This is a genomic window from Streptomyces sp. NPDC060002 (assembly GCF_042737245.1).
Taxonomy (GTDB): domain Bacteria; phylum Actinomycetota; class Actinomycetes; order Streptomycetales; family Streptomycetaceae; genus Streptomyces.
In genome coordinates this window covers 159,502-181,759 of sequence record NZ_JBHWUW010000010.1, presented here as the reverse complement: position 1 = coordinate 181,759, position 22,258 = coordinate 159,502, and the positions used below count along the sequence as shown (strand labels likewise).

The window sequence follows — 22,258 nt, the reverse complement described above, 5'->3', positions numbered from 1 at the left end:
GGCTCCTTCAAGGAGCGGGGCCCTCGCCGTGTCGCAGGCTCAGCGAGCCGGGTGGCTCAGAAGCGGCGCGTGATCAGCGCTCGCTTCACCTCCTGGATCGCCTTCGTGACCTCGATACCGCGCGGGCAGGCGTCCGTGCAGTTGAACGTCGTACGGCAGCGCCAGACGCCGTCCTTGTCGTTCAGGATCTCCAGACGCTGCTCACCCGCCTCGTCACGCGAGTCGAAGATGAAGCGGTGGGCGTTCACGATCGCGGCCGGACCGAAGTACTGGCCGTCGTTCCAGAACACCGGGCAGGACGACGTGCAGGCCGCGCAGAGGATGCACTTCGTCGTGTCGTCGAACCGCTCGCGGTCCTCGGCGGTCTGGAAGCGCTCGCGCGTGGGCTCGTTCGTGTCCTTCGTGATGAGGAAGGGCATGACGTCCCGGTACGCCTGGAAGAACGGGTCCATGTCGACGACCAGGTCCTTCAGGACCGTCAGGCCCTTGATGGGCTCGACCGTGATCGGCTTCTCGGGGTTGATGTCCTTGATCAGCGTCTTGCACGCGAGGCGGTTCTTGCCGTTGATCCGCATCGCGTCCGAACCGCAGATGCCGTGCGCGCAGGAACGCCGGAAGGTCAGCGTGCCGTCGACGTCCCACTTGATCTTGTGGAGACCGTCGAGCACGCGCTCCTTCGGGTCGATCTCCAGCGTGAAGTCCTGCCAGACGGCCTCCGCCGAGACCTCCGGGTTGAACCGGCGGACCCGGAAGGTGACCGTGATGTACGGAGAGGCCGCGGACTCCGCCTCGACCTTGTCCAGAACGGGGGTTGCCATCAGTACTTACGCTCCATCGGCTGGTAGCGGGTCTGGACGACCGGCTTGTAGTCGAGTCGGATGGACTCGGTGCCGTCGTCGCCCACCTCGCGGTACGCCATGGTGTGGCGCATGAAGTTGACGTCGTCGCGGTTCGGGTAGTCCTCGCGGTAGTGACCGCCGCGGGACTCCTTGCGGGCCAGCGCCGACACCGCCATGACCTCGGCCAGGTCGAGCAGGTTGCCCAGCTCGATGGCCTCCAGCAGGTCCGTGTTGAACCGCCTGCCCTTGTCCTGGATCGAGATGTTCCGGTAGCGCTCGCGCAGCTCCCCGAGCTTCTCGACCGCCGTCTTGATCGTCTGCTCCGTGCGGAACACCATGACGTTCGCGTCCATGGTCTCCTGGAGCTCGCGGCGCAGCTCCGCCACCCGCTCGGTGCCGGTGGACGCGCGCAGGTGCTCCACCTGGTCGATCACCTGCTGCGCGGGGTTCTCCGGCAGCTCGACGTACTCCGCCTTCTGCGAGTACTCGGCGGCGGCGATGCCGGCCCGCTTGCCGAACACGTTGATGTCCAGCAGCGAGTTCGTGCCCAGGCGGTTCGCGCCGTGCACCGACACGCAGGCGACCTCGCCGGCCGCGTACAGGCCCGGGACGACCGTCGTGTTGTCGCTCAGGACCTCACCCGAGACGTTCGTCGGGATGCCGCCCATCGCGTAGTGCGCGGTGGGCTGGATCGGGATCGGGTCCGTGTACGGCTCGATGCCGAGGTACGTGCGCGCGAACTCCGTGATGTCCGGGAGCTTCGCGTCCAGCTGCTCCGGCGGGAGGTGCGTGAGGTCGAGGTAGACGTGGTCGCCCTCGGGGCCGCAGCCGCGGCCCTCACGGATCTCCGTGTAGATGGAGCGCGAGACGACGTCACGCGACGCGAGGTCCTTCATGACCGGCGCGTACTTCTCCATGAAGCGCTCGCCGTCCTTGTTGCGGAGGATGCCGCCCTCACCGCGGGCGCCCTCCGTCAGCAGGATGCCCATGCGCCAGATGCCGGTCGGGTGGAACTGGAAGAACTCCATGTCCTCCAGCGGCAGCCCGCGCCGGTACACGGCCGCCTGGCCGTCACCCGTCAGCGTGTGCGCGTTCGACGTCACCTTGAAGAACTTGCCGGTGCCGCCGGAGGCGTAGATCACGGCCTTCGCCTGGAAGACGTGGATCTCGCCGGTGGCCAGCTCGTACGCGATCACGCCCGCCGACCGCTGCACGCCGTCGACCTCGGTGAGCAGCTGGTCCAGGACGTAGAACTCGTTGAAGAACTCCACACCCTCCTTGACGCAGTTCTGGTACAGCGTCTGGAGGATCATGTGACCGGTGCGGTCGGCCGCGTAGCAGGACCGGCGGACCGGGGCCTCGCCGTGGTTGCGGCTGTGACCGCCGAAGCGGCGCTGGTCGATCGTGCCGTCGGGCGTCCGGTTGAACGGCAGGCCCATCTTCTCCAGGTCGAGGACGGAGTCGATGGCCTCCTTCGCCAGGATCTCTGCGGCGTCCTGGTCGACCAGGTAGTCACCGCCCTTGACCGTGTCGAAGGTGTGCCACTCCCAGTTGTCCTCCTCCACGTTGGCCAGCGCGGCGGCCATGCCGCCCTGCGCGGCGCCCGTGTGGGAGCGAGTGGGGTAGAGCTTGGTCAGCACGGCGGTGCGGCTGCGCTTCGTCGACTCGATCGCGGCGCGCATACCGGCGCCACCTGCGCCGACGATGACTGTGTCGTACTTATGGATCTTCATGAGTGTTTCTCTCAGTCCCTCGGTCCCGTGCGCCTAGCGGATGTTCGGGTCGAAGGTGAAGATCACCAGCGTGCCCAGCAGGATGGTGAACACCGTGGCGGTGTAGAGCAGGCCCTTCAGCCACAGCCGGGTGTTCGCGCGTTCCGCGTAGTCGTTGATGACCGTGCGCAGGCCGTTCGTCCCGTGCAGCATGGCGAGCCAGAGCATCAGCAGGTCCCAGACCTGCCAGAACGGGGAGGCCCAGCGGCCGGCCACGAAGGCGAAGCCGATCTTGGAGACGCCGCCGTCCAGGACGAGCTGGATCAGCAGGTGGCCCAGGACCAGGACGACCAGCACGACGCCGGACAGGCGCATGAACAGCCAGGCGCCCATCTCGAAGTTGCCCCGGGTGGACCGCGGGGTCTTCTTGGTGCGCTGGCGCGGGGGCTCGATGAAGGGCGCGGGGTTGTCCACGTCGTAGACGGAGCCGCCCTCGACGGGGCCGATTCCGGCCGCGGTGGTTTCAGTGGTGGCCATCGGTCTCAGCTCCCGAACAGTTCACGAGCGGCGTGGCCGAGCACGGGGTAGATCGCCCCGAGCATCAGCAGCAGCCACAGACCCACGACACTCCAGAGCATCTGCTTCTGGTAGCGCGGGCCCTTCGACCAGAAGTCGACGGCGATGACGCGCAGGCCGTTGAGCGCGTGGAAGAGGATGGCGGCGACGAGGCCGTACTCCAGCAGCGCCACGACCGGCGTCTTGTAGGTGGCTACGACCTTGTCGTAGTCCTCGGGGGAGACACGCACGAGGGCGGTGTCCAGCACGTGAACGAACAGGAAGAAGAAGATGAGGACGCCGGTGACTCGATGAGCCACCCAGGACCACATTCCTTCCCGGCCGCGGTACAGCGTTCCAGCCGGCACGGAAGAACCCTCCGGGAGCGGGGATTGGGGCCTGCCGGCTTGGGTTGTCGGACGGGCCCGGCCGGGTACGGTCCACCGGCCCCCAGCATCGTAGCGAGGCACCGGCGCTCGGCTTACGTCGGGCCTACCTGTGTGATCAAAGTGGCACGCGGATGGGTGAGCGTTGCGGCATCTGGGGTGAGGTGTCCTGTTTGGGTGCCGGATGCGGCGCCGTGGTGGCGGGGCGCGCCCCGCGGCGGAGCCGCGCATGTCACTGCCCCGGTCCCTCAGGCGAGCTGCATCAGCCGTTGCCTTGCGAGTCTCCGCAGCTCCTCTGCCGCCACTACCCGTTCGTCCTCGGGATCGTTTGTCAATCGTGACCGGATGCCCGCCAGGACGTAGTCCGGGGACTCCGCCTGGGGGACACCGTCGAGGCAGATGACGAACGCATGTCCGAATCTGGCCTCGTAGGCCGCGTGGGCCGCGTTCAACGCCATGTGCGCCGCTCCGTAGGCGTCCTCCGGCAGGCCGGGCAGGCACTCCGCCGCCAGGGCCTCCGTCAGATCGCCCGGACTCAGGTCGTACGCGGCCTCGTCGGAGGCGGCCAGGAGGGCGTCGAGCGTCGGATACGGGCGGTGGTCGGCGATACGCCGGGCCCAGCGCAGGCTGCGGAGGCAGGCGAGGAGCGTGCGGTGCGCCTCGTCGGCGGCGGCGGTGTTGAAACCGTCCAGCCGAGGTGCGGGTGAGGTCCGGGTCTGTGCCGGTATGGCGAGGCAGCCGGAGAGAGGGGGGAGACGGTGCGCAGGCAGCGTGGATCCTCGCGTCACGTGTGATGTGGCAGGGGATGCGGTGAAAGGTGTGTCGACACGTTATCGAGAGCGGTCAGGACGTGTCTGACCGATGACTGAATTTCACCCGAACGAGAGAGTTTCGGAACGTGTCGTGGACTCCGTCACGCCGGGCTCGGCGCGCTGCGGTCGGCCGGGAGTCGTACGGTTGGCGGAGTGAGCAGGCACAGGCATCGGCGCCGGGCGCCGCAGAGGAAGCCGCACCAGCAGGTCGTGGCACGGTCACTGATGGCAGGTGGGCTGGTCGCCGCGCTCGGTGTCGGGCTCGGCGTGTGGGCCTCGTCGGACGACGGCGGCACGACACCGGCCGGATCGGCCGCCTCCCGGCAGGCCGCCGCGAGGACGCCCGGCGCCGGTGACACCGGCGCCGCCGCCGCGCAGGCCGCCACCCCGACGCCCAGCCGCTCCTACGCCCTCTCCACCACCCCCCGCACCATCCCCGCCGTCGGCGCCCACACCCCGGCGCGCGGCCCGGGGTGGAAGCCGCAGTCCACCCGCCGGGTGGTGGTGAGCGACGCCGGCCTCGCCGACGAGGGCCGGCTGGTCGCCGGTGAGCTGGGACTGACGTACGCCGGGGAGAAGGACGACGTGCGCGCCGGTGACCTGCGGCTGGCGCTCAACGACGACGAGGGCGCGAACCCGGAGTCGTACACCATGACCGTGCGCGGCGGGCGGGTCACCATCAGCGCGCCCTCCGACGCCGGGGTCTTCTACGGCACCCGCACCCTCAAGCAGGAGGTGCACGCCGGCGGTACCGCGCCTGAGGGCGTCGTACGCGACCAGCCGGCCAAGCCGCAGCGCGGGTTCACGCTGGACATCGCGCGCAAGCACTTCACCGCGGCCTGGATCGAGGACCGGGTGCGCGAGCTCGGCGACCTCAAGTACAACCAGCTCGGCCTGCACTTCTCCGACGACCAGGCTTTCCGCATCGAGTCCTCCAGCCACCCGGAGATCGTCTCCAGCCTTCACCTCACCAAGGCCGAGGTGAAGAAGATCGTCGCCCTCGCCGCGAGCCGCCACATCACCGTCGTGCCCGAGATCGACTCACCCGGGCACCTGGGCGCCGTCCTCGCCGCCCACCCCGAGCTCCAGCTGCGCAACGCGAGCGGGGTGGCGACCCGCGGGGCGATCGACATCTCCAAGGAGGACTCCGCGAGCCTCCTCGACGACCTGCTGGACGAGTACGCCGACGTATTCCCCGGCGGCTACTGGCACCTCGGCGGCGACGAGTACCAGGCCCTGACGGTGTCCAGCCCGGCGGCCTCCTACCCCCAGCTCGCCGCCGCGGCGACGGCCCGGTACGGCTCCGGCGCGGGCGTCGCCGACCTCACCACCGGCTGGCTCAACGACCGCGCCGACACCGTCCGCGCCCACGACCGCACCATGCGGGTGTGGAACGACGGCTTCTTCCGCGGTACGTCGGTCAAGCCGGCCTCCGACCTCGTGGTCGCCTACTGGACGGGCAAGGAGATCGGTGCGCGGCCGCCGGTCGAGTACCTGAGCGCGGGGCGCAAGCTGCTCAACTACAACGACGAGTACCTGTACTACGTCCTCGGCGAGCCGAACGACTTCGCCTACCCGACCGGGAAGCGGATCTACGAGCAGTGGACCCCGCGGGTGCTGCGCGGCACGACGCCGGTGGCCGCGAAGTACGACGCCCAGATCCTCGGCGGCTCCTTCTCGGTGTGGTGCGACCTCGCCGACTCGCAGACGCAGGACCAGGTCGCGGCCGGCATCCGGATGCCGCTGCGGGCCACCTCGCAGAAGCTGTGGGACGCCGGGACGCCACCGCTGACCTGGACACAGTTCACGGCGCTGGCGAACAGGCTCGGTTGATTTCCGGTGGACTCGCGGCGCCGGTGAACCGTAACCTCGCATGCTGCCGTGCATGAGGCTCTGGGGAGAGCCCGGCGCGGCCTTCACATTCACGGACGTCGGGGGATCTCATGCTGCGCTCACCTGTCATGCTCGCGCGGGCGGCCGCCGCGCTGCTCGGCCTCGTCATCGCCGCCGACCTGTTCGCCCTGTGGGCGGACTTCGTCATGTTCGACGTCACGGCCGACATCGCCGACGGCTCGCTCGGTGAAGCGGACCGGGCGCGGCACGCCGACCGGCTCTTCGACTGGGCCGGCTATGCCCAGACCGTGGCTCTGCTCGCCTGCGTCGTCGTGTTCCTGTGCTGGTTCCACCGGGTGCGGGTCAACGCCGAGGTGTTCCGGCCGGACGGGCACAGCAAGTCACGCGGCTGGGCGGTCGGCGCCTGGTTCACGCCGATCGTGAACCTCTGGTACCCGCGCCGGATCGCCCTGGACATCTGGGACGCCAGCAGCCCCGGCACCCCCTGGTACCGGCCCAGGCCGCACGGGCTGGTCAACGCCTGGTGGGCGATGTGGATCGTCTCGCTCCTCGCCGACCGGGCGGGCTTCCAGTCGTACCGCAAGGCCGGGACGGCCGCGGAGATCTACGACGCCATGATCCAGGTGATCTCCGCGGACATGCTCGACATCGTCGCGGCCGCCCTGGCGATCGCCTTCGTCCTGCGGCTGACGGGGATGCAGAACGAGAAGGCGCTGCGGGGCCCCGGAGCGGTACCGCCGCCGGTCGGCGCCGTCGGCGGGATCGGCGGCGCGGGTGGAGCCGGTGGCCTCGGCGGGGTTGGCTGAAAAACCCTGCTGTGATACTCCTGGCCTGTCGCACGCAGTAAGGGGAAGTGCGGGCTCCGTAAGGTCGGTGCCCTGGCGAGGGGGGCATGGATGAGCCTGGTGGAACTGATCGCGCAGGCCGACGAACGCGGGCTGGCTGCGAGCGGGCTGGCTTGTTTGGACCGGTGCATACCCCTGCTCGGGGGTGACGACGAGATCCTGCGCCCGCTGTGGGGGAACCTCACGGAGGACTCCGACGCCGCCGGCTGGGGTGAGCTGCTGGAACAGGCCCGCGGCAAGCTGGCGTCCGCGGCGGAGGAAGGCGACAAGGCCGAACTCCTCGCCCGCCGGATGCTGGCCGCCGCCCCCGACGACCGCTCCGCCGCCGGGATACGGCTCTGGGCCGACGCCTGCTCCGTCGCCTCGCTCCAGATCCACCGCCTCCTCGACCCGGCCGAGGACCCGTCCTCGGTCGACTCCCGCAGGGAAGGCCGTACGGAGGGCATGCCGCCCCTCGCCGCCGCCGAACTGCGCCGCCAGGTCGCCGTCCTGGAGGTGCTCGCCGGTCACGGCGCGGGCGGACTGCGCCGGGCCCTCGAGGTTTCCACGGAGGGGCGCCGGGTGCTGCGCGCGGTGGTCTCGCGACGGGCTCGTGGACGCAGGTGAGCGGAGTGCGGGGGAGGTGGGTCGGTCCTGCGCCGGTCTCGCGAAGGCCCCGAATATGAGTGACGTAACCCGCTCCGACCTCGCTCTTCCTGATGTGACGCGTAGGACGACCGACCAGAGCGACCAGCCGCCCCGCCCCTCCGCCGCCGCGAAGCCCGTGCGCTGGGCGGCGGAGGCGGTGGCCGCCGTGCCCGATGCCATCCGGCCCCACCTCGACCACTCGGCGCCGAGCCTGTGGCGTGTCGACCGCATGATCGAGGAACTGCGGCGCGAGGGCTCGCCGTACAACGCCGTGGCGAATGTGCTGCGCGGACTCGGCGCCTACGCGGGCGAGGTGATCGTCCGGCAGACCGGCGCCGAGTGGTGGGGCTCCGCCGGCGACCACTGGGTCCGCACCCCCGACGGCCGCCTCTGGGAACCCCTCGACGAGGCCCGCCGCTGCTTCGGCGGCCACGGTTCGCTGCGGCTGCTGTGCCGGGACGCGATGCGGGGGAGGCGGTAGCCGGACGCGGCGCCCGGCGGCCCGACCGCGCGCTGTGACACTTCCGCGCGGCCCGGCGCTGATGACCGTGAGGGCGTGGCCGCGTTCGGACCCGGTGTCCGACGGGGGAGTCGCGCGCCGGAACGAACTCCGCACGAACGAGGACAGTCTTGGGCCAGGGAGGGGAACCCCGGCGCGCGCAGGCGTACGACGGGGAACTGGGCGCGGCCGTGACGCGGGCCCAGGAGGGCGACGAGGCCGCGTTCGCCGTGGCGTACCGGCTCGTGCAGCCGGGACTGCTCGGCTACCTGCGCGGGATCGTCGGCGACGACGCCGAGGACGTGGCCTCCGACGCCTGGCTGGAGATCGCCCGGGACCTTGGGCGGTTCAAGGGCGACGGCGCGGGGTTCCGCGGCTGGACCGCGACCATCGCCCGGCACCGGGCCCTCGACCATCTGCGCCGGCTGCGGGTCCGGCCCCGCTCCGCGGTACTGGACCAGGACGTCGTCCTCGACCTGGCCGGCCCGCACAGCACCCACGACGAGGCGCTGGAGTCGCTCTCCACCGGGCACGCCCTGGAACTGGTGCGCGGGCTGCCGCGCGACCAGGCCGAGGCGGTGCTGCTGCGGGTGGTCGTGGGGCTGGACGGCCCCGCCGCGGCCCGCGTCCTCGGCAAGCGCCCCGGCGCCGTCCGTACGGCCGCGCACCGGGGCTTGAAACGGCTGGCCCGCCAGCTCGGCGCCGCCGGCGAGGGCGAAGGTGTGACGGATGGCGGCCCCCGAACGCTGGGGGAGTCGACATGAACGGCGAGGGCCGCGGACCGTATGGATCAGTGGCGGGCCCGGCCACCAGGTCGAACGGCCTGATCGGACGGACGGGACAGAGGCGGAAACGGACATGGGTGAACGGCTGAACGACGGCGCGGACCACAGCCGTCGGCACACACACCCCGCAAACGCCGCCGACGACTCCCCAGCTGCCGCTGCCGCTGCTGCCGCCGCTGCTGCCGCCGCCGAAGACGACTTCGCCGCGGCCGCCGCCGCCGCCGCCGCGGCCGACGCCGACGCTGCGGCCGAAGCCGAAGCCGAAGCCGAAGCCGACGCCGCCGCTGCGGCCGAAGCCGAAGCCGCCGATTCCGCCGCCGACCATTCCGCCCCCGCCGACTCCGCTGCCGTTGCCGACTACTCCGCCCCCGCGGACGACGCCAGCGCCGACGCCACCACCTCCATTGCCGACGACTCCGTTGCCGCCGGCGACGCCGATGCCACCGCCGACGACTCCGTTGCCGCCGGCGACGCCGATGCCACCGGCGACGCCGATGCCACCGCCGACGCCGAGGCGCCGGGCCCGGCGGTGCCGGGGCTGGAGTCGCTGCTCGCCCAAGCCCTTTTGCCCCAGGACCCGCGCGGGCCCGGCGACCGCCCAAACGTCGGGACGGACGCAGGGCCGGGCGACGGCAGCGACGGCGAGCGGCGGGCCGTCGACGCCTTCCGGGCCGCTCGGGACGCGGGTGCGCACAAGGCCCGTACCCGGCGCCGCGACGACTGGCGGCCCCGGGCCCGGCGGCACACGGCCCGCTCGCTGCGGGTCACGCTCTCCGTGCTGGTCGCCGGCCTCACGCTGGGCGGGGTCGCGTTCGCGGCCGTCGGGTCCTCCCCGGACGGCGTCGCCGACGGCGCCGGGCGTCCCGGACCGTCGACGACCGGGTCCGGGGCCCGGTCCGCCGACCCCGTTTCCGTGACCCCGCGGCCGGACGGCGCAGCCGACGGGGACCGTCCCGTGAGCGCCGAGGACACCGACGCGCACTGCCGTGCGTACGAGAAGTCCCGGGGGCGCGGCAAGGCGATGGACTCCACGGCCTGGCAGCGGCTCGTGACGGCGGCGGGCGGCGAGGAGAACGTCGTGGCGTACTGCGCGGCAGAGGGGGCGGCATCTGCATCGGCATCCGCATCTGCATCGGCAGGGGGCGGGGGCGGGGGCGGATCGAAGATGGAGAAGACTCCGAAGCCCACCAAGGCTCCGAAGCCCACCAAGGCTCCGAAGCCCGGCAAGACCCAGAAGACGGGCAAGACCCAGAAGGCTGAGACGGCTCCGAAAGCCGGGAAGTCGCCCGAGGCCGGGAAGTCGCCCGAGGCCGAGTAGAGCGTCGAGGGCGGGGCCAAGGGGCAGTAACCGGTTGCCGCCAAAGCAACGGCCGAGGCCGCCACCCCCCACAGGAGAGGCCCCGGCCGTCGCGCGGCACGGGCCGCGCGGCGGCCCGTACTCCCTACAGCGCCATGAGTGCGTTTTCTGTCACACCCGGACTCCACCCGCCCGCGTCACGAGTTAGTTGCATGTTCTACGGACATGGACGTGCGGCGGTTTCAGGTCGTAACGTGCCTTTCGCGCCGGACGGCCAAGCGGCAGACCACCGCAACGACCTGCGGTCCAGAAAACCGTGAATCATCGACCGAGGAACCACGACGTGGGGGACGACGCGGAGCTGACAGCCGCGGTGCTCGCGGCACAGAACGGGGACGAGACCGCGTTCCGGACTGTGTACCGCACGGTGCACCCGCGGCTGCTCGGGTACGTACGGACGCTCGTGGGCGACCTCGACGCCGAGGACGTTTCCTCCGAGGCCTGGCTCCAGATAGCCCGGGACCTGGAGCGGTTCAGCGGCGACGCGGACCGCTTCCGCGGCTGGGCCGCCCGGATCGCCCGCAACCGCGCGCTGGACCACGTACGCATGCGCGGCCGGCGCCCGGCGACGGTCGCCGACGAGACCGAACTGACCGGCCGGGCAGCCGAGTCCGACACCGCGGGCGAGGCCATGGAGGCGCTGGCCACCGGCCGCACCCTGGCCCTCATAGCCCGGCTGCCGCAGGACCAGGCCGAGGCCGTCGTGCTGCGGGTCGTCATGGGCCTGGACGCCAAGACGGCCGCCGAGACGCTCGGCAAACGGCCCGGCGCCGTACGCACGGCCGCGCACCGCGGCCTGAAGAAGCTCGCCGAACTGCTCAGCGAGGACGCGGCGACGGCCGGCGGAGTCGACGCGCTGCCGGCTCAGCGAGAACCGCGCTCGCGCGCGGTGACGTCCGCTGGTGTGACGCATACGCGCGCGCGGACGCAGAAGGACATGTGATGGCCGACAAGCGGAACAGGTGGCTCGACCGAGAAGCGGCGGAGCGTCTGCTGCGCGGTGAGTCGCCGGACAACGCTGTCCCCGCTGTCGACGCCGCGGCCCGGGAAGAGGCCGAGCGGCTCGCCCGGACCCTCGCCGCGCTCTCGGCGCTCGCCGCGCCGGCCGCCGAGCCCCTGCCCGCCGACGAGGAACTCCCCGGTGAGGCCGCGGCCCTGGCCGCCTTCCGCAAGGCCCACGCGGACCGCGCCGACCTCGCGGGACGTGCCGGTCTCGCCATGGGTGCTCCCGGACTCGACGGTGGGACCACGGCGGCTGTCGCCGGTCGGCCCCGCGCCACGCCCGCCGCCGACGCCGGACTGGTGCGCATCGGCGGACGTGTCCCGCAGGCCGGACGTCCGGCCCGGTGGAGCCGGCCCGCACGGCTGGGGCTGGCCGCCGCGCTGGCCGCCGGGATGGTGGGCGGGATCGCGGCCGGGACCGGTGTACTGCCGACCCCGTTCGACGGCGCCGAGCCTGCCCGTCCCGTGGCGTCCGTGCCGGCCCCCGTGGCCCCGGACGAACGCCCGCTCGCCTCACCCACGCCGGACGCCTCGGGCGGTGACGCGGCCCCGGCGACACCGGACGGCGGTACGGGCGCCACCGGCCGCGAGGACGCCGGGAGCGTGAAGACGGACGGCGCCCCGTCGGCCACCCCGGACCCCCACGGCACCTGGCCGACCGGCGTGCCCTCGTCCTGCCGCGAGCTGAGTGCCGGCCGCACCCTGGACACCGAGCGCCGCCAGAGCCTGGAGCACCTCGCGGGCGGCCCGACGCGTGTGGCGAAGTACTGCGCGGGCGTCCTCGGCGGCACCGCCGCCGGAAACTCCCGAGGTGACGACCGTGCCCCGAACGGCACGGCCGGCCGGGACTCCGGAAAGAACCAGAGCGACCGCGGAGGCCGTGGAGGCGCCGCGGGCGACGAGTCCGGGTCGGGCGACAAGGGCGGTTCCGACGACGACGGCGACGACGACGGTGGACGTGACGGTGATCGTGATCGGAGCCGTGGCCACGGTGGCCGTGGCGAGGGCCATGGCGGCGGTGGCCACCGCAGTGAGGGCGACGGCGACGGCCGGGACGGCAGCGGCTCCGGCGACTCGGGCGGCTCCGGTCACTCCGGTCACTCCGGCGGAAGCTCCTCCTCTCACCGCCGCTGACCTGCGGGTTCGATGATCACCGAAGTTTTTTCGCGAGAGGTGTGACGTTTTCGGCGGCCGGAGCGCAGTAAGAAGTGAGCCGACTGGTCATCGGCCCTTGCACAGAGCCGGGGTTCCCCCCGTACTTCCGGCTCGTGCGCTCGGCGCGGGCGGGACACGTTCCCCCGGTCCCGCTCGCGCCCCAAACTCCTCTCTCCTCTCCGCCTCCTCCCGCGCTCTCGCGCCACCGCGCTCACCAGGACACGACGACCTTGTCGCCGTTCCTCACCTGCGCGAAGAGACTCGCGATCGCCGTCTCGTCCCGTACGTTGACGCACCCGTGCGAGGCTCCCGCGTAGCCGCGGGCGGCGAAGTCGGCCGAGTAGTGCACCGCCTGCCCGCCGCTGAAGAACATCGCGTACGGCATCGGTGAGTGGTAGAGCGTGGACACATGGTGGCGGGACTTCCAGTAGACGTGGAACACGCCTTCCCGGGTGGGCGTGTACTGCGAGCCGAAGCGGACCGACACCGTCGTCAGGGTCCGGCCGTCGACCATCCAGCGCAGGGTCCTCGTCGTCTTGTCGATGCACAGCACCCGCCCGGACAGGCACCGGGGGTCGGGCGCGGCGGCCGGCCGGCCGCCCATCGGATACAGCTCCCACTCCCCGGGTTCGTGCGTCATCCCCAGCAGCCGCTGCCAGGTGACGGTGTCCGTCCTCCCGGTCGCCGGCAGCCCGCGCTTGCCCTGGAAGCCCTTCACGGCCTGCTCGGTGCGTTCGCCGTACGTTCCCGTGGGGCCCTCGGACAGCCAGGCGACCTGGCGCAGCCGGGCCTGGAGCTCACGGACGTCGCGTCCCTCGTCGCCGCGCGACCACAGGACGGCGGGAGGCGGAGCAGTGGTGGCCGGGGCGCCGGTGGCCGGAGCGCTCGGCCTGTCGTCGGTGGTGCTCCGGGCCGGGGACGACGCCGAGGCCGTCCGGCCGATGTCGGCGGGGGCGGGCGAGCGCGCCGCTCCGTCCGCGTCCGGGGTCTGCACGCTACAGCCGCACACCGTCATCAGAGCCGCCGTGCCGGCCAGGACGGCGATCGATCTCCGCATCCGCATGCCTGGGATGTTCCCCCCGGATGACGCCTCGCGAACGGACCGGCATCGTGGTGACCGGCACCGCGCACAGTCTTGTGAGGAAGGTCCCAGCGTGGTCCTCTGCACGGGGTGCGCGAGCGCCGATACAGTCCGTCGGACGGTCGGACCGTACCGGCGGGTAACCGGCGGACGGTCGGCAGGCGACCGGCAAGTGACCCGAGTGGTCGAAGCAGCGGGTATTGCTCAGCGGGAGGCATCACACCCATGGCGCGTGAGTCGGAGTCCGGACTGCCCATCGAGCCGGTGTACGGGCCGGATGACCTGGCGGGCTGGGACCCGGCCGAGCAGCTGGGCGAACCGGGCGAGTACCCCTTCACCCGGGGCGTCTACCCGTCGATGTACACCGGCCGCCCCTGGACCATGCGCCAGTACGCGGGCTTCGGCACGGCGGTGGAGTCCAACGCCCGCTACCAGCAGCTGATCGCCAACGGCACGATGGGCCTGTCGGTCGCCTTCGACCTGCCCACCCAGATGGGCCACGACTCGGACGCCCCGATCGCGAGCGGCGAGGTCGGCAAGGTGGGCGTGGCGATCGACTCGGTCGAGGACATGCGGGTGCTGTTCGGCGGGATCCCGCTGGACAAGGTGTCGACGTCGATGACCATCAACGCCCCGGCGGCCCTGCTGCTGCTCATGTACCAGCTGGTCGGCGAGGAGCAGGGCGTCCCGGCCGACAAGCTCACGGGCACGATCCAGAACGACGTGCTGAAGGAGTACATCGCGCGGGGCACGTACATCTTCCCGCCGAAGCCCTCGCTCCGGCTGATCGCCGACATCTTCAAGTACTGCAAGGCCGAGATCCCGAAGTGGAACACGATCTCGATCTCCGGCTACCACATGGCGGAGGCGGGCGCGTCCCCGGCGCAGGAGATCGCCTTCACCCTGGCGGACGGCATCGAGTACGTCCGTACGGCCGTCGCGGCCGGCATGGACGTGGACGACTTCGCGCCCCGCCTGTCCTTCTTCTTCGTGGCCCGTACGACGATCCTCGAAGAGGTCGCGAAGTTCCGCGCCGCGCGCCGGATCTGGGCGCGGGTGATGCGGGAGGAGTTCGGCGCGAAGAACCCCAAGTCGCTGATGCTCCGCTTCCACACGCAGACGGCCGGGGTCCAGCTGACGGCCCAGCAGCCGGAGGTGAACCTGGTCCGGGTCGCCGTCCAGGGCCTGGCCGCGGTCCTCGGCGGCACCCAGTCCCTGCACACGAACTCCTTCGACGAGGCGATCGCGCTCCCCACGGACAAGAGCGCGCGCCTCGCCCTGCGCACCCAGCAGGTGCTGGCCTACGAGACGGACGTGACCGCGACCGTCGACCCCTTCGCGGGCTCCTACGTCGTCGAGAAGATGACCGACGACGTCGAGGCGGCGGCCGTCGCGCTCATGCGGAAGGTCGAGGACCTCGGCGGCGCGGTGTCGGCCATCGAGCACGGCTTCCAGAAGAGCGAGATCGAGCGCAGCGCGTACCGGATCGCCCAGGAGACGGACTCGGGCGAGCGGGTCGTGGTCGGCGTCAACCGCTACCAGCTCGACGCGGAGGAGCCCTACGAGCCGCTCCGTGTCGACCCGGCGATCGAGGCCCAGCAGGCCGACCGCCTCGCGAAGCTGCGGGCGGGGCGCGACCAGGCGGCGGTGGACGCCGCGCTGGACGCCCTGAAGACGGCGGCCGAGGGCGAGGACAACGTCCTCTACCCGATGAAGGACGCGCTGCGGGCGCGCGCGACGGTGGGCGAGGTGTGCAACGCCCTCCGGGGGGTCTGGGGGACGTACGTGCCGTCGGATGCGTTCTGAGCTGCAGGCCAGGCCAGGCCAGGCCGTCCCGTCCCCGTCCTCGGGTCCGTCGGTGTCGCTCCCGGGCTCTCCGTCGAGCCCTCCTCGACGGCGACGGCGACGGCTACGGCTACGGCTAGAGGCCGACCCGTGCGCGGTAGGTCCCGAGTCCGTCCTCCGTGGCGCCCGCCCAGCCCACATAGCCGTCCGGGCGGACCAGGAACACCCCGGAATCCAGGGTCAGCAGGGTCCAGTCCGGGCCCCTGAGCCGGTCGAAGAGGCGGACGCCGTCGACCGTCAGGTCCGGGACGCGGTCGCCGGCGGACAGCGGACCGGGGTTCTCCCGGGTCTCCTCGCTCAGTGACGAGTGCCGGTAGTTCAGGCCGAGCTGCCGGGTCGCGGCACCCCGCTTCGCCTCGTCGCGGTGGATCGCGGTGGAGAGGCCGAGTACGTGCTCGGCGATGGGGCGGCGCTCCTCGTCGTAGGTGTCCAGCAGAGCTGTCGGCGCCCGCCCGCTCAGGACCGCGCCCAGTTTCCAGCCCAGGTTGTACGCGTCCTGGACGCTGGTGTTCAGGCCCTGGCCGCCGGCCGGGGAGTGCACGTGCGCCGCATCGCCGGCCAGGAAGATCCGTCCCTCGCGGAAGCGGTCCGCCAGGGCGGCGCGCGGGCGGAAGTCGGACGTCCAGAAGACCTCCGTCACCGCCTCGGGCCCGAGGTGGGTGCGCTGGGCGACCAGCTCGCGGACGCCGTCCGGGGACAGATCCGGATCCGTCCCCCCGGGAAGCCGTGCCACCAGCTGGAACCGGTCCGTCCCGGCCAGGGGGCACAGCGCCAGGAAGCCCGAGTCCGGCCCGCTCGGCGGGAACAGGTGCCACCACGTCCGGTCCAGGCCGGGGATCCGCACGTCCGCCACCAGGGTCGGGTCCGGGTCGAGCGTCTCGCCCGTCATCCTGATGCCCAGCGCGCGGCGCACCGCCGAGCGGCCGCCGTCCGCGGCGACGGCGTACCGGGCGCGGACCGGCCGGCCGGAGGCGAAGTGCGCCGTCACGCCGTCCTCGTCCTGCTCGAGCCGCACCACCTCACGGCCGAAGGCCACGGCTTGGCCCAGCTCCGTCAGCCGGGCCAGCAGGATCTCCTGGTTGCGCCACTGCGGGATCATCCACGGGCCGGTGAAGCGGGAGCCCTCCTCGCCGTCCTCCGCCGGGTCGAACATCGAGTGCTCGCCGGCCTGCTCACCGTCCGCCCAGACCATGCCCACCGGGTACGCGCCGCCGGCGGCGAGGATCTCGTCGAGGACGCCGAGATCCTCGTACACCTCCATCGTGCGCGGCTGGAGGCCCTTGCCGCGTGAGCCGGGGGCGAGGGTCTCGCCCCGTTCCACCACCAGCGCGGCCACTCCGCGCCGGGCCAGGTCGATGCCGAGGGCGAGGCCGGTGGGGCCCGCGCCGACGATCAGGACGTCCACGTCCACGTCCACCTGCGCCGTCACGTCCATGGGAGTGTTCATGAGGCCGTCTCCTTAACGCTGTTAAGTGCTGTCGTTCACGAGAGTGGCCTTAACGGCGTTAAGCTGTCAAGTGTGAGTACCGAACGACGCGCCCCCCTCGACCGCAAGCGGGTCGCGGACACCGCGCTCAGGCTGCTCGACGAGGCGGGTCTCGACGGGCTGACCCTGCGTGCCATCGCCAGGGAGCTGGACGTCAAGGCGCCCGCCCTGTACTGGCACTTCAAGGACAAGCAGGCCCTGCTGGACGAGATGGCGACCGAGATGTACCGGCGGATGGTCGCGGGCATCGCGCTCGACCCCGCCGACACCTGGCAGGACCGGACGCGCAAGGCCAACCACGGGCTGCGCGCGGCGCTGCTCGCCTACCGCGACGGCGCGAAGGTCTTCAGCGGCTCCCGCTTCACCGGCACCGACCACGCCGTGCAGATGGAGGAGAACCTGCGCCTGTTCACGGCCGCCGGCTTCACCCTCGCCGACGCCGTACGCGCCTCGTCGACCGCGTACGCGTTCACCGTCGGGTTCGTCACCGAGGAACAGGGCGTGCACCCGCGGCCGGACGAGCGGCGCGAGGGATTCGACGTCGGGGAACGCGCCCGGCTGCTCGCCGAGTTCCCGCTGTCGGCGAAGGCGGGCGCGGAGATCTTCCAGGACTACGACCGGCAGTTCGAGGAAGGCCTGGAGATCGTCGTGGCCGGAATCGCCGCACGCTACGGCGTCCCGTAGCCGAACGCGGGCCGCCCGGGGCGCGGGCGGGGAACGTATGTCGATTCACCGCATTGCACCACTCATCGCGCGTTCGAGTCGCGTTCACATCCTGCCCATAGCTTCGCCGAATGCCTGACATATCCAGCCGGGTGCAGGAGTCCCGCGTGCCCCGTCAGCGGGGTGGCGCCGCACTCGTCTCTTATGTACTGCCCGTCTTCGACGAACAGGACGGGATCCGCCACTTCCACGAGGAACTCGTGGCGGCACTGCGCGAACGCCCGCAGTACACCTATGAGTTGGTGTACGTCGACGACGGCTCCGCCGACGGCACGTCACTCATCCTGGAAGACATCGCGAAGAACGACCGGCGCGTCCGGGTCGTCGACTTCGCGCGCAACTTCGGCCACCAGATGGCCATCACGGCCGGAATCGACGAGGCACGCGGCGACGCCGTGATCGTCATGGACACCGACCTCCAGGATCCGCCGAAGGTCAGCCTCCGGCTGATCGACGCCTGGCGGGACGGCGCGGAGATCGTGCACGCCCGTCGGCGCAGCCGTCAGGACACGCTCTTCAAGCGGGCCACCGCGCACGCCTACTACCGGCTGCTGCGGTCCTCCACCGATGTGGACATCCCGCTGGACACCGGCGACTTCCGGCTCATGGACCGACGCGCCGCCGACGAGCTGCGACGCTTCAGGGAGCGCAGCCGGTTCGTGCGCGGCATGGTCGCCTCGATGGGCTTCCGGCAGAGCGAGGTGTACTTCGACCGCGACGAGCGGTTCGCCGGCGAGACCAAGTACCCGCTGCGCAAGATGGCGCGCCTCGCCGTCGACGGCCTGACCGGCTTCTCCACCGCCCCCCTGCGGATGATCACCAAGCTGGGCTTCGCGGTGCTCGCGCTCTCCCTGATCGGCATCTGCTACGCGCTCGGCATGAAGGTGCTGCGGCCCGAGATCACGGTCTCCGGCTGGACGATGCTGATGGTCGTCGTGCTGTTCATGGGCGGTGTGCAGATGCTGTCGCTCGGCGTGCTGGGCAGCTATGTCGGACGCACCTACAACGAGGTGCAGGGCCGGCCCCTGTACACCGTGCGGCAGGTCATCTCGCACGACTCGGAGGCCGCCGGCGACGGCACCGGCCATGGCGACTGAGGACATGGTGCGGGCCGGCGCCCCTACGGGCACCGAAGCCCCGGCGGGCGGCGACACCCCGCAGGGCGCCGGCGCCCGCACCCGCGACCTCCGGCAGCTGATCACCTACGCGCTGGTCGGCGGCAGCGGCGTCCTCCTCGACCTGGGCGCGTTCCTGCTGCTCTACAACGTGGCCGGCCTGCACGAGCAGGTGGCCAACGTGCTCTCCACCAGCCTCGGCATCACCAACAACTTCGTCCTGAACGCCCTGTTCACCTTCGGCAGGCGCGACCGGCTGCTGCTGCGCTACCTGCGCTTCTACGCCGTCGGCCTGACCGGTGTCGCCCTGACGTTCGTGCTGCTCGCGGTGTTCTCCCGGGGGCTCGGCGCCGATCCGAACCTGGTGAAGGCCGGCTCGCTGCCGCTGGTGCTGGTCTTCCAGTTCGCGCTCAACAGAAAGTGGAGTTTCGCATGAACCTCGGCGTCATCGGCGCGGGAGCGACCGGCCTCACCGCCGCGTACGACGCGGTCAAGCAGGGCCACGCGGTCACCGTCCTGGAGGCCGCCGACGAACTCGGCGGACTCGCCGCGTCGATCCCCGTCGGGGGAGTGCCGCTGGAGCGCTACTACCACCACATCTTCCGCAGCGACCGCCAGATGACCGAGCTCATCGAGGAGCTGGGCCTGGGCGGCGACCTGCGCTTCCACAAGACGACGACCGGGGTGTTCCGGGGCGGGAAGACGCATCCCTTCAGCACACCGCTGGAGATGCTGACCTCCCCGCTGTACGGACTGCCCGCCGGCGTCCGCTTCGGTCTGTCCTCGGCGTGGCTGAAGGTCGTGCGCGACGGGGAGCGGTTCACCGACCGCACCGCCCTGAGCTGGCTGAACAAGTGGGCCGGGCGGCGCGCCACCGAGGCCGTCTGGGAGCCGCTGCTGCGCGGGAAGTTCGGCGAGCGCGCCGACCAGGTGTCCATGGCCTGGCTGTGGGCGCGCGTCCACTGCCGCACCTTCGAACTCGGCTATCTGGACGGCGGGTTCGAGCGGGTGTACGCGACGCTCGCCGACCGGATCGCCGAGCGCGGCGGCAAGGTCGAGTTCGGCAAGCGGATGGAGACGATACGTCAGGACGGCGGCGACGGGCAGGTCACCGTGCGTACCGCCGACGGCGCCTCGTACGCCTTCGACCATCTGATCGTCACCACCGCGCAGCCCGCCTTCGCCAAGGCCGCCGACGCGCCGGCCGACGACGCGGTCTGGCGCAACCAGTACCTGGGCGCGACCTGCTTCGTCCTGGAACTGGACCGCAGCGCCATCCCGTACTACTGGCTCAACATCAACGAGCCCGACTTCCCCTTCCTGGCGGTCGTCGAGCACACGCAGATGATCGATCCGGCCGTGTACGGGGGCCGCCACATCCTCTACGTGGGCAACTACGTCGAGCGGGACGACTGGCGCTTCACCACCGAGCCGGCCGAGCTGCTGGAGCGGTTCCTGCCGTGGCTGCAGCGGGTGAACCCCGAGTTCGACCGCTCCTGGATCCAGGACTGGCACTTCTCGCGGGCGCCGTTCGCCCAGCCCGTGGTCACACCCGGTTACAAGGCGCTGATCCCCGGCCACGAGACCCATCTCAGCGGGGTGACGCTCGCGACGATGGCGCAGATCTACCCGCAGGACCGGGGACAGAGCTACGCGGTCGAGCTGGGCCACAAGGCGGCGCGCATCGCGGGCGTCGCCTGACCTGCGGAGGCCCCCTGAGAAGCGGGCCTCCGAGAACGAACTCCAGAGAACAGGCCCCGGCGGAGAGTAGTGATCGTCGCAACACCCCAGCTCAAGGGGTGCGATGTTCGAGATCCGCCAGGCCCGGACCGTGCCTCAGCGGCGCGCGGTGCACACCACGAGCTGCTGGTTCACCGGCTTGGGGCACTTGTACGCCCCGCGGATGTCGGCGGCGATCCGCGGGTCGATCACGCCCAGCGACAGCCAGCTGGGCTGGTAGACGGCGTAGGCGGCCGGGTGCTCCTGCGTGATGCAGCGCACGTTCTCCCGGGCCGACTCGAGCGAGGGCACCTCGGTGAGCTGCTTGGGCACGTTGAAGAACGTGGGGAAGGGGTACCGGCAGGCGGTGGGATGGCCGATGTAGTAAGCCTGCTGGCCGAAGCTCAGGTAGAGCACGGGTACGCCGTCCGGGAGTTCGGCGTCCACCTGCTCGGCGGCCGCCTGCGCCGACCGGGCCTGCGCCTTGAGTTCGGCGTTGGTCGTGACGATCTGCCCCTCGATCACCCGGACCCCGGACAGCGGCCACACGGTCGCGGCCAGGCACACGACGAGCGCGAGGACCGGCAGGGCGACCGGAACACGGAGGGCGCGCGGACGCGGGGCCCGCACCCACAGCAGGTCCACCACGCCGGCGAGGAGGGCCACGGCCGAGGCGAGCCACGCGACGACCGCCGCGTCGACGTCCGTACGGACGAGGGCGAGCAGCGGGGCCAGCGCCCCGTACAGGAGGGCGAGCACGGTGAGGCACAGCGGAGGCCGGCCGTGGGCGCCGTACCAGCGGCCGATCGCGAGCGCGGTCAGGGCCGCGGCCACCACCGGCAGGCTCTCGCCGTGGTAGGCGAACCAGTTGCCCTGGTAGACCACGACGGCCAGACCGACGACGAGGAGCAGCAGCGTGACGAGCACGGCCTCGGCGCGCTGCCTACGCGACGGGAGGGTGGCGGCGAACAGCAGCAGCGCGCCGGGCAGCAGCGCGAGCACCGGCGTCAGCGCGATCCGGTCGCCCAGGTAGTCGGCGGTCCGCAGCAGCAGGTCCGGGACGACGACCGGCTCGTTGCCCAGCGCATGCGCGTTGATGTACGGCATGTCGCGCAGCCACTGGAGCTCGCGAGAGCCCGCCCAGGCGCTGAGCGCGAACAGCAGGCCGGTGCCGACGGCGGTCGCGGCGGCGAGCAGCAGGCCCCGTACCCGGTCCACGGCGAAGACCACGAGGAGCGCCATCGCGGCGGTGCCCGCGGTGGAGTACTTCATCAGCACGGCGAGACCGAGCGGCAGCGCGGCGAGCGCGGCGGCCCGCCATCGGCTGCGGACGCCGAGCGCGGCGGCGACGGCGGCCGTCGCGAGGACGATCGCGAACCACTCCGGCTGCAGGTAGTCGATGACGGGCGCGAAGGCCGGCGTGAGGGCGGTCAGGCCCGAGACGAGCAGCGCGTCCCGCTCGGGCATACGGCGGCGCAGGGCCCGGTGCAGCAGCAGACCGGCGGCCGCGCACAGGGCGATGCCGATGAGCCGCAGGAGGGCCTCGCGCACCGCGTTCGATCCGCCGGTGACGGAGTCCAGACCGTCGAGCAACCAGCGGTAGAAGAAGGGCCGGTGGGCGAATATCTCGGAGGGGGACAGCCCGCTCGCCCCCGTCGTCCGCAGGGCGGCGAGTACATAGCGGATATCGAGAAAGACGCCGGCGGTGAGGGTCGTCCAGATCAGCAGCGCGGCGGTGGTGATGGCGGTGGTCCACCCCGCGGGAGAGGTGAGGCGCAGCCGACGCGAAGCCGGTCCGTGCGGGCTCTGCCCGCGCTGCGCGGTGGGCGGAGGCGAGGTGGATATGTCGGTCACGTGCGCG

21 protein-coding genes are annotated in these 22,258 nt (G+C 71.7%); 13 read left to right on the top strand and 8 right to left on the bottom strand.

Annotation, left to right across the window (positions count from 1 at the left end; genetic code table 11):
* Positions 1-56: 56 nt before the first annotated feature.
* From ACFWBD_RS12835 to ACFWBD_RS12815, 5 genes are all read right to left on the bottom strand, one after another.
* Positions 57-818 carry a succinate dehydrogenase iron-sulfur subunit gene (locus ACFWBD_RS12835; RefSeq protein ID WP_351758098.1) on the bottom strand — a complete coding sequence of 254 codons (762 nt, stop codon included), beginning with the start codon at positions 816-818 and terminating at the stop codon, positions 57-59.
* Positions 818-2,572 (bottom strand): succinate dehydrogenase flavoprotein subunit, encoded by a 1,755-nt coding sequence (sdhA, locus tag ACFWBD_RS12830; RefSeq protein WP_385666263.1) that lies wholly within the window; start codon positions 2,570-2,572, stop codon positions 818-820. The genes ACFWBD_RS12835 and sdhA overlap by 1 nt, the downstream gene beginning before the upstream one ends.
* Before the next feature lie 33 nt (positions 2,573-2,605).
* Entirely contained in the window at positions 2,606-3,088 is a 483-nt protein-coding gene (locus ACFWBD_RS12825; protein ID WP_351758103.1) for a succinate dehydrogenase hydrophobic membrane anchor subunit, read from the bottom strand.
* A 5-nt stretch (positions 3,089-3,093) separates the two neighbouring features.
* Entirely contained in the window at positions 3,094-3,474 is a 381-nt protein-coding gene (gene sdhC, locus ACFWBD_RS12820) for a succinate dehydrogenase, cytochrome b556 subunit (protein ID WP_078615861.1), read from the bottom strand.
* Positions 3,475-3,740: 266 nt separating this feature from the next.
* Positions 3,741-4,280 (bottom strand): 2-oxo-4-hydroxy-4-carboxy-5-ureidoimidazoline decarboxylase, encoded by a 540-nt coding sequence (locus ACFWBD_RS12815; RefSeq protein WP_385666261.1) that lies wholly within the window; start codon positions 4,278-4,280, stop codon positions 3,741-3,743.
* A 249-nt stretch (positions 4,281-4,529) separates the two neighbouring features.
* Here ACFWBD_RS12815 and ACFWBD_RS12810 point away from each other — a divergent pair, with 249 nt between their 5' ends.
* From ACFWBD_RS12810 to ACFWBD_RS12775, 8 genes are all read left to right on the top strand, one after another.
* Complete coding sequence (locus ACFWBD_RS12810; RefSeq protein WP_385666289.1) at positions 4,530-6,137, top strand: glycoside hydrolase family 20 protein; 1,608 nt, start codon at positions 4,530-4,532, stop codon at positions 6,135-6,137.
* 110 nt (positions 6,138-6,247) lie between these two features.
* Entirely contained in the window at positions 6,248-6,964 is a 717-nt protein-coding gene (locus ACFWBD_RS12805; protein ID WP_385666259.1) for a DUF4328 domain-containing protein, read from the top strand.
* 90 nt (positions 6,965-7,054) lie between these two features.
* A complete protein-coding gene (locus ACFWBD_RS12800; RefSeq protein ID WP_385666257.1) occupies positions 7,055-7,609 on the top strand; it encodes a hypothetical protein in 555 nt (184 codons plus the stop codon).
* A 55-nt stretch (positions 7,610-7,664) separates the two neighbouring features.
* Complete coding sequence (locus ACFWBD_RS12795; protein ID WP_385666255.1) at positions 7,665-8,111, top strand: hypothetical protein; 447 nt, start codon at positions 7,665-7,667, stop codon at positions 8,109-8,111.
* A 149-nt stretch (positions 8,112-8,260) separates the two neighbouring features.
* On the top strand, positions 8,261-8,893 hold the full coding sequence (locus tag ACFWBD_RS12790) for an RNA polymerase sigma factor (protein WP_385666253.1): 633 nt from the start codon (positions 8,261-8,263) through the stop codon (positions 8,891-8,893).
* Positions 8,894-8,987: 94 nt separating this feature from the next.
* Positions 8,988-10,232, top strand: a complete 1,245-nt coding sequence (locus tag ACFWBD_RS12785; protein ID WP_385666251.1) for a hypothetical protein — start codon at positions 8,988-8,990, stop codon at positions 10,230-10,232.
* 322 nt (positions 10,233-10,554) lie between these two features.
* Complete coding sequence (locus ACFWBD_RS12780; protein ID WP_385666249.1) at positions 10,555-11,214, top strand: RNA polymerase sigma factor; 660 nt, start codon at positions 10,555-10,557, stop codon at positions 11,212-11,214.
* Positions 11,214-12,407, top strand: coding sequence for a hypothetical protein (locus tag ACFWBD_RS12775; RefSeq protein ID WP_385666248.1), 1,194 nt, complete (start codon positions 11,214-11,216; stop codon positions 12,405-12,407). The genes ACFWBD_RS12780 and ACFWBD_RS12775 overlap by 1 nt, the downstream gene beginning before the upstream one ends.
* Before the next feature lie 232 nt (positions 12,408-12,639).
* On the opposite strand, the gene ACFWBD_RS12770 is transcribed toward ACFWBD_RS12775, so the two are convergent.
* Entirely contained in the window at positions 12,640-13,491 is an 852-nt protein-coding gene (locus tag ACFWBD_RS12770) for a peptidoglycan-binding protein (protein WP_385666246.1), read from the bottom strand.
* A gap of 243 nt (positions 13,492-13,734) precedes the next feature.
* On the opposite strand from ACFWBD_RS12770, the gene ACFWBD_RS12765 reads away from it, so the two are divergent.
* Positions 13,735-15,315, top strand: a complete 1,581-nt coding sequence (locus tag ACFWBD_RS12765) for a methylmalonyl-CoA mutase (RefSeq protein ID WP_385666245.1) — start codon at positions 13,735-13,737, stop codon at positions 15,313-15,315.
* A gap of 115 nt (positions 15,316-15,430) precedes the next feature.
* On the opposite strand, the gene ACFWBD_RS12760 is transcribed toward ACFWBD_RS12765, so the two are convergent.
* Positions 15,431-16,765, bottom strand: coding sequence for an FAD-dependent monooxygenase (locus ACFWBD_RS12760; RefSeq protein WP_385666287.1), 1,335 nt, complete (start codon positions 16,763-16,765; stop codon positions 15,431-15,433).
* A gap of 108 nt (positions 16,766-16,873) precedes the next feature.
* Between ACFWBD_RS12760 and ACFWBD_RS12755 the strand changes: the two genes are divergently transcribed.
* From ACFWBD_RS12755 to ACFWBD_RS12740, 4 genes are all read left to right on the top strand, one after another.
* Entirely contained in the window at positions 16,874-17,524 is a 651-nt protein-coding gene (locus tag ACFWBD_RS12755; protein WP_385666244.1) for a TetR/AcrR family transcriptional regulator C-terminal domain-containing protein, read from the top strand.
* Between the two features lie 110 nt (positions 17,525-17,634).
* Complete coding sequence (locus ACFWBD_RS12750; RefSeq protein ID WP_385666242.1) at positions 17,635-18,660, top strand: glycosyltransferase family 2 protein; 1,026 nt, start codon at positions 17,635-17,637, stop codon at positions 18,658-18,660.
* Complete coding sequence (locus ACFWBD_RS12745; protein ID WP_385666240.1) at positions 18,650-19,114, top strand: GtrA family protein; 465 nt, start codon at positions 18,650-18,652, stop codon at positions 19,112-19,114. Before ACFWBD_RS12750 ends, ACFWBD_RS12745 begins: the two co-directional genes overlap by 11 nt.
* On the top strand, positions 19,111-20,379 hold the full coding sequence (locus ACFWBD_RS12740) for an NAD(P)/FAD-dependent oxidoreductase (RefSeq protein ID WP_385666238.1): 1,269 nt from the start codon (positions 19,111-19,113) through the stop codon (positions 20,377-20,379). The genes ACFWBD_RS12745 and ACFWBD_RS12740 overlap by 4 nt, the downstream gene beginning before the upstream one ends.
* A gap of 135 nt (positions 20,380-20,514) precedes the next feature.
* Here the strand turns inward: ACFWBD_RS12740 and ACFWBD_RS12735 are convergent, their stop codons facing one another.
* Positions 20,515-22,251 (bottom strand): hypothetical protein, encoded by a 1,737-nt coding sequence (locus tag ACFWBD_RS12735; protein ID WP_385666237.1) that lies wholly within the window; start codon positions 22,249-22,251, stop codon positions 20,515-20,517.
* Between the last annotated feature and the right edge of the window lie 7 nt (positions 22,252-22,258).

What these genes read in the sequence shown, in the direction of transcription:
- ACFWBD_RS12835 (WP_351758098.1), bottom strand. Translation starts at nt 818, where the DNA reads ATGGCAACCCCCGTTCTGGACAAGGTCGAGGCGGAGTCCGCGGCCTCT.
- sdhA (WP_385666263.1), bottom strand. Translation starts at nt 2,572, where the DNA reads ATGAAGATCCATAAGTACGACACAGTCATCGTCGGCGCAGGTGGCGCC.
- ACFWBD_RS12825 (WP_351758103.1), bottom strand. Translation starts at nt 3,088, where the DNA reads ATGGCCACCACTGAAACCACCGCGGCCGGAATCGGCCCCGTCGAGGGC.
- ACFWBD_RS12810 (WP_385666289.1), top strand. Translation starts at nt 4,530, where the DNA reads ATGGCAGGTGGGCTGGTCGCCGCGCTCGGTGTCGGGCTCGGCGTGTGG.
- ACFWBD_RS12805 (WP_385666259.1), top strand. Translation starts at nt 6,248, where the DNA reads ATGCTGCGCTCACCTGTCATGCTCGCGCGGGCGGCCGCCGCGCTGCTC.
- ACFWBD_RS12800 (WP_385666257.1), top strand. Translation starts at nt 7,055, where the DNA reads ATGAGCCTGGTGGAACTGATCGCGCAGGCCGACGAACGCGGGCTGGCT.
- ACFWBD_RS12795 (WP_385666255.1), top strand. Translation starts at nt 7,665, where the DNA reads ATGAGTGACGTAACCCGCTCCGACCTCGCTCTTCCTGATGTGACGCGT.
- ACFWBD_RS12785 (WP_385666251.1), top strand. Translation starts at nt 8,988, where the DNA reads ATGGGTGAACGGCTGAACGACGGCGCGGACCACAGCCGTCGGCACACA.
- ACFWBD_RS12775 (WP_385666248.1), top strand. Translation starts at nt 11,214, where the DNA reads ATGGCCGACAAGCGGAACAGGTGGCTCGACCGAGAAGCGGCGGAGCGT.
- ACFWBD_RS12770 (WP_385666246.1), bottom strand. Translation starts at nt 13,491, where the DNA reads ATGCGGATGCGGAGATCGATCGCCGTCCTGGCCGGCACGGCGGCTCTG.
- ACFWBD_RS12765 (WP_385666245.1), top strand. Translation starts at nt 13,735, where the DNA reads ATGGCGCGTGAGTCGGAGTCCGGACTGCCCATCGAGCCGGTGTACGGG.
- ACFWBD_RS12750 (WP_385666242.1), top strand. Translation starts at nt 17,635, where the DNA reads ATGCCTGACATATCCAGCCGGGTGCAGGAGTCCCGCGTGCCCCGTCAG.
- ACFWBD_RS12745 (WP_385666240.1), top strand. Translation starts at nt 18,650, where the DNA reads ATGGCGACTGAGGACATGGTGCGGGCCGGCGCCCCTACGGGCACCGAA.
- ACFWBD_RS12740 (WP_385666238.1), top strand. Translation starts at nt 19,111, where the DNA reads ATGAACCTCGGCGTCATCGGCGCGGGAGCGACCGGCCTCACCGCCGCG.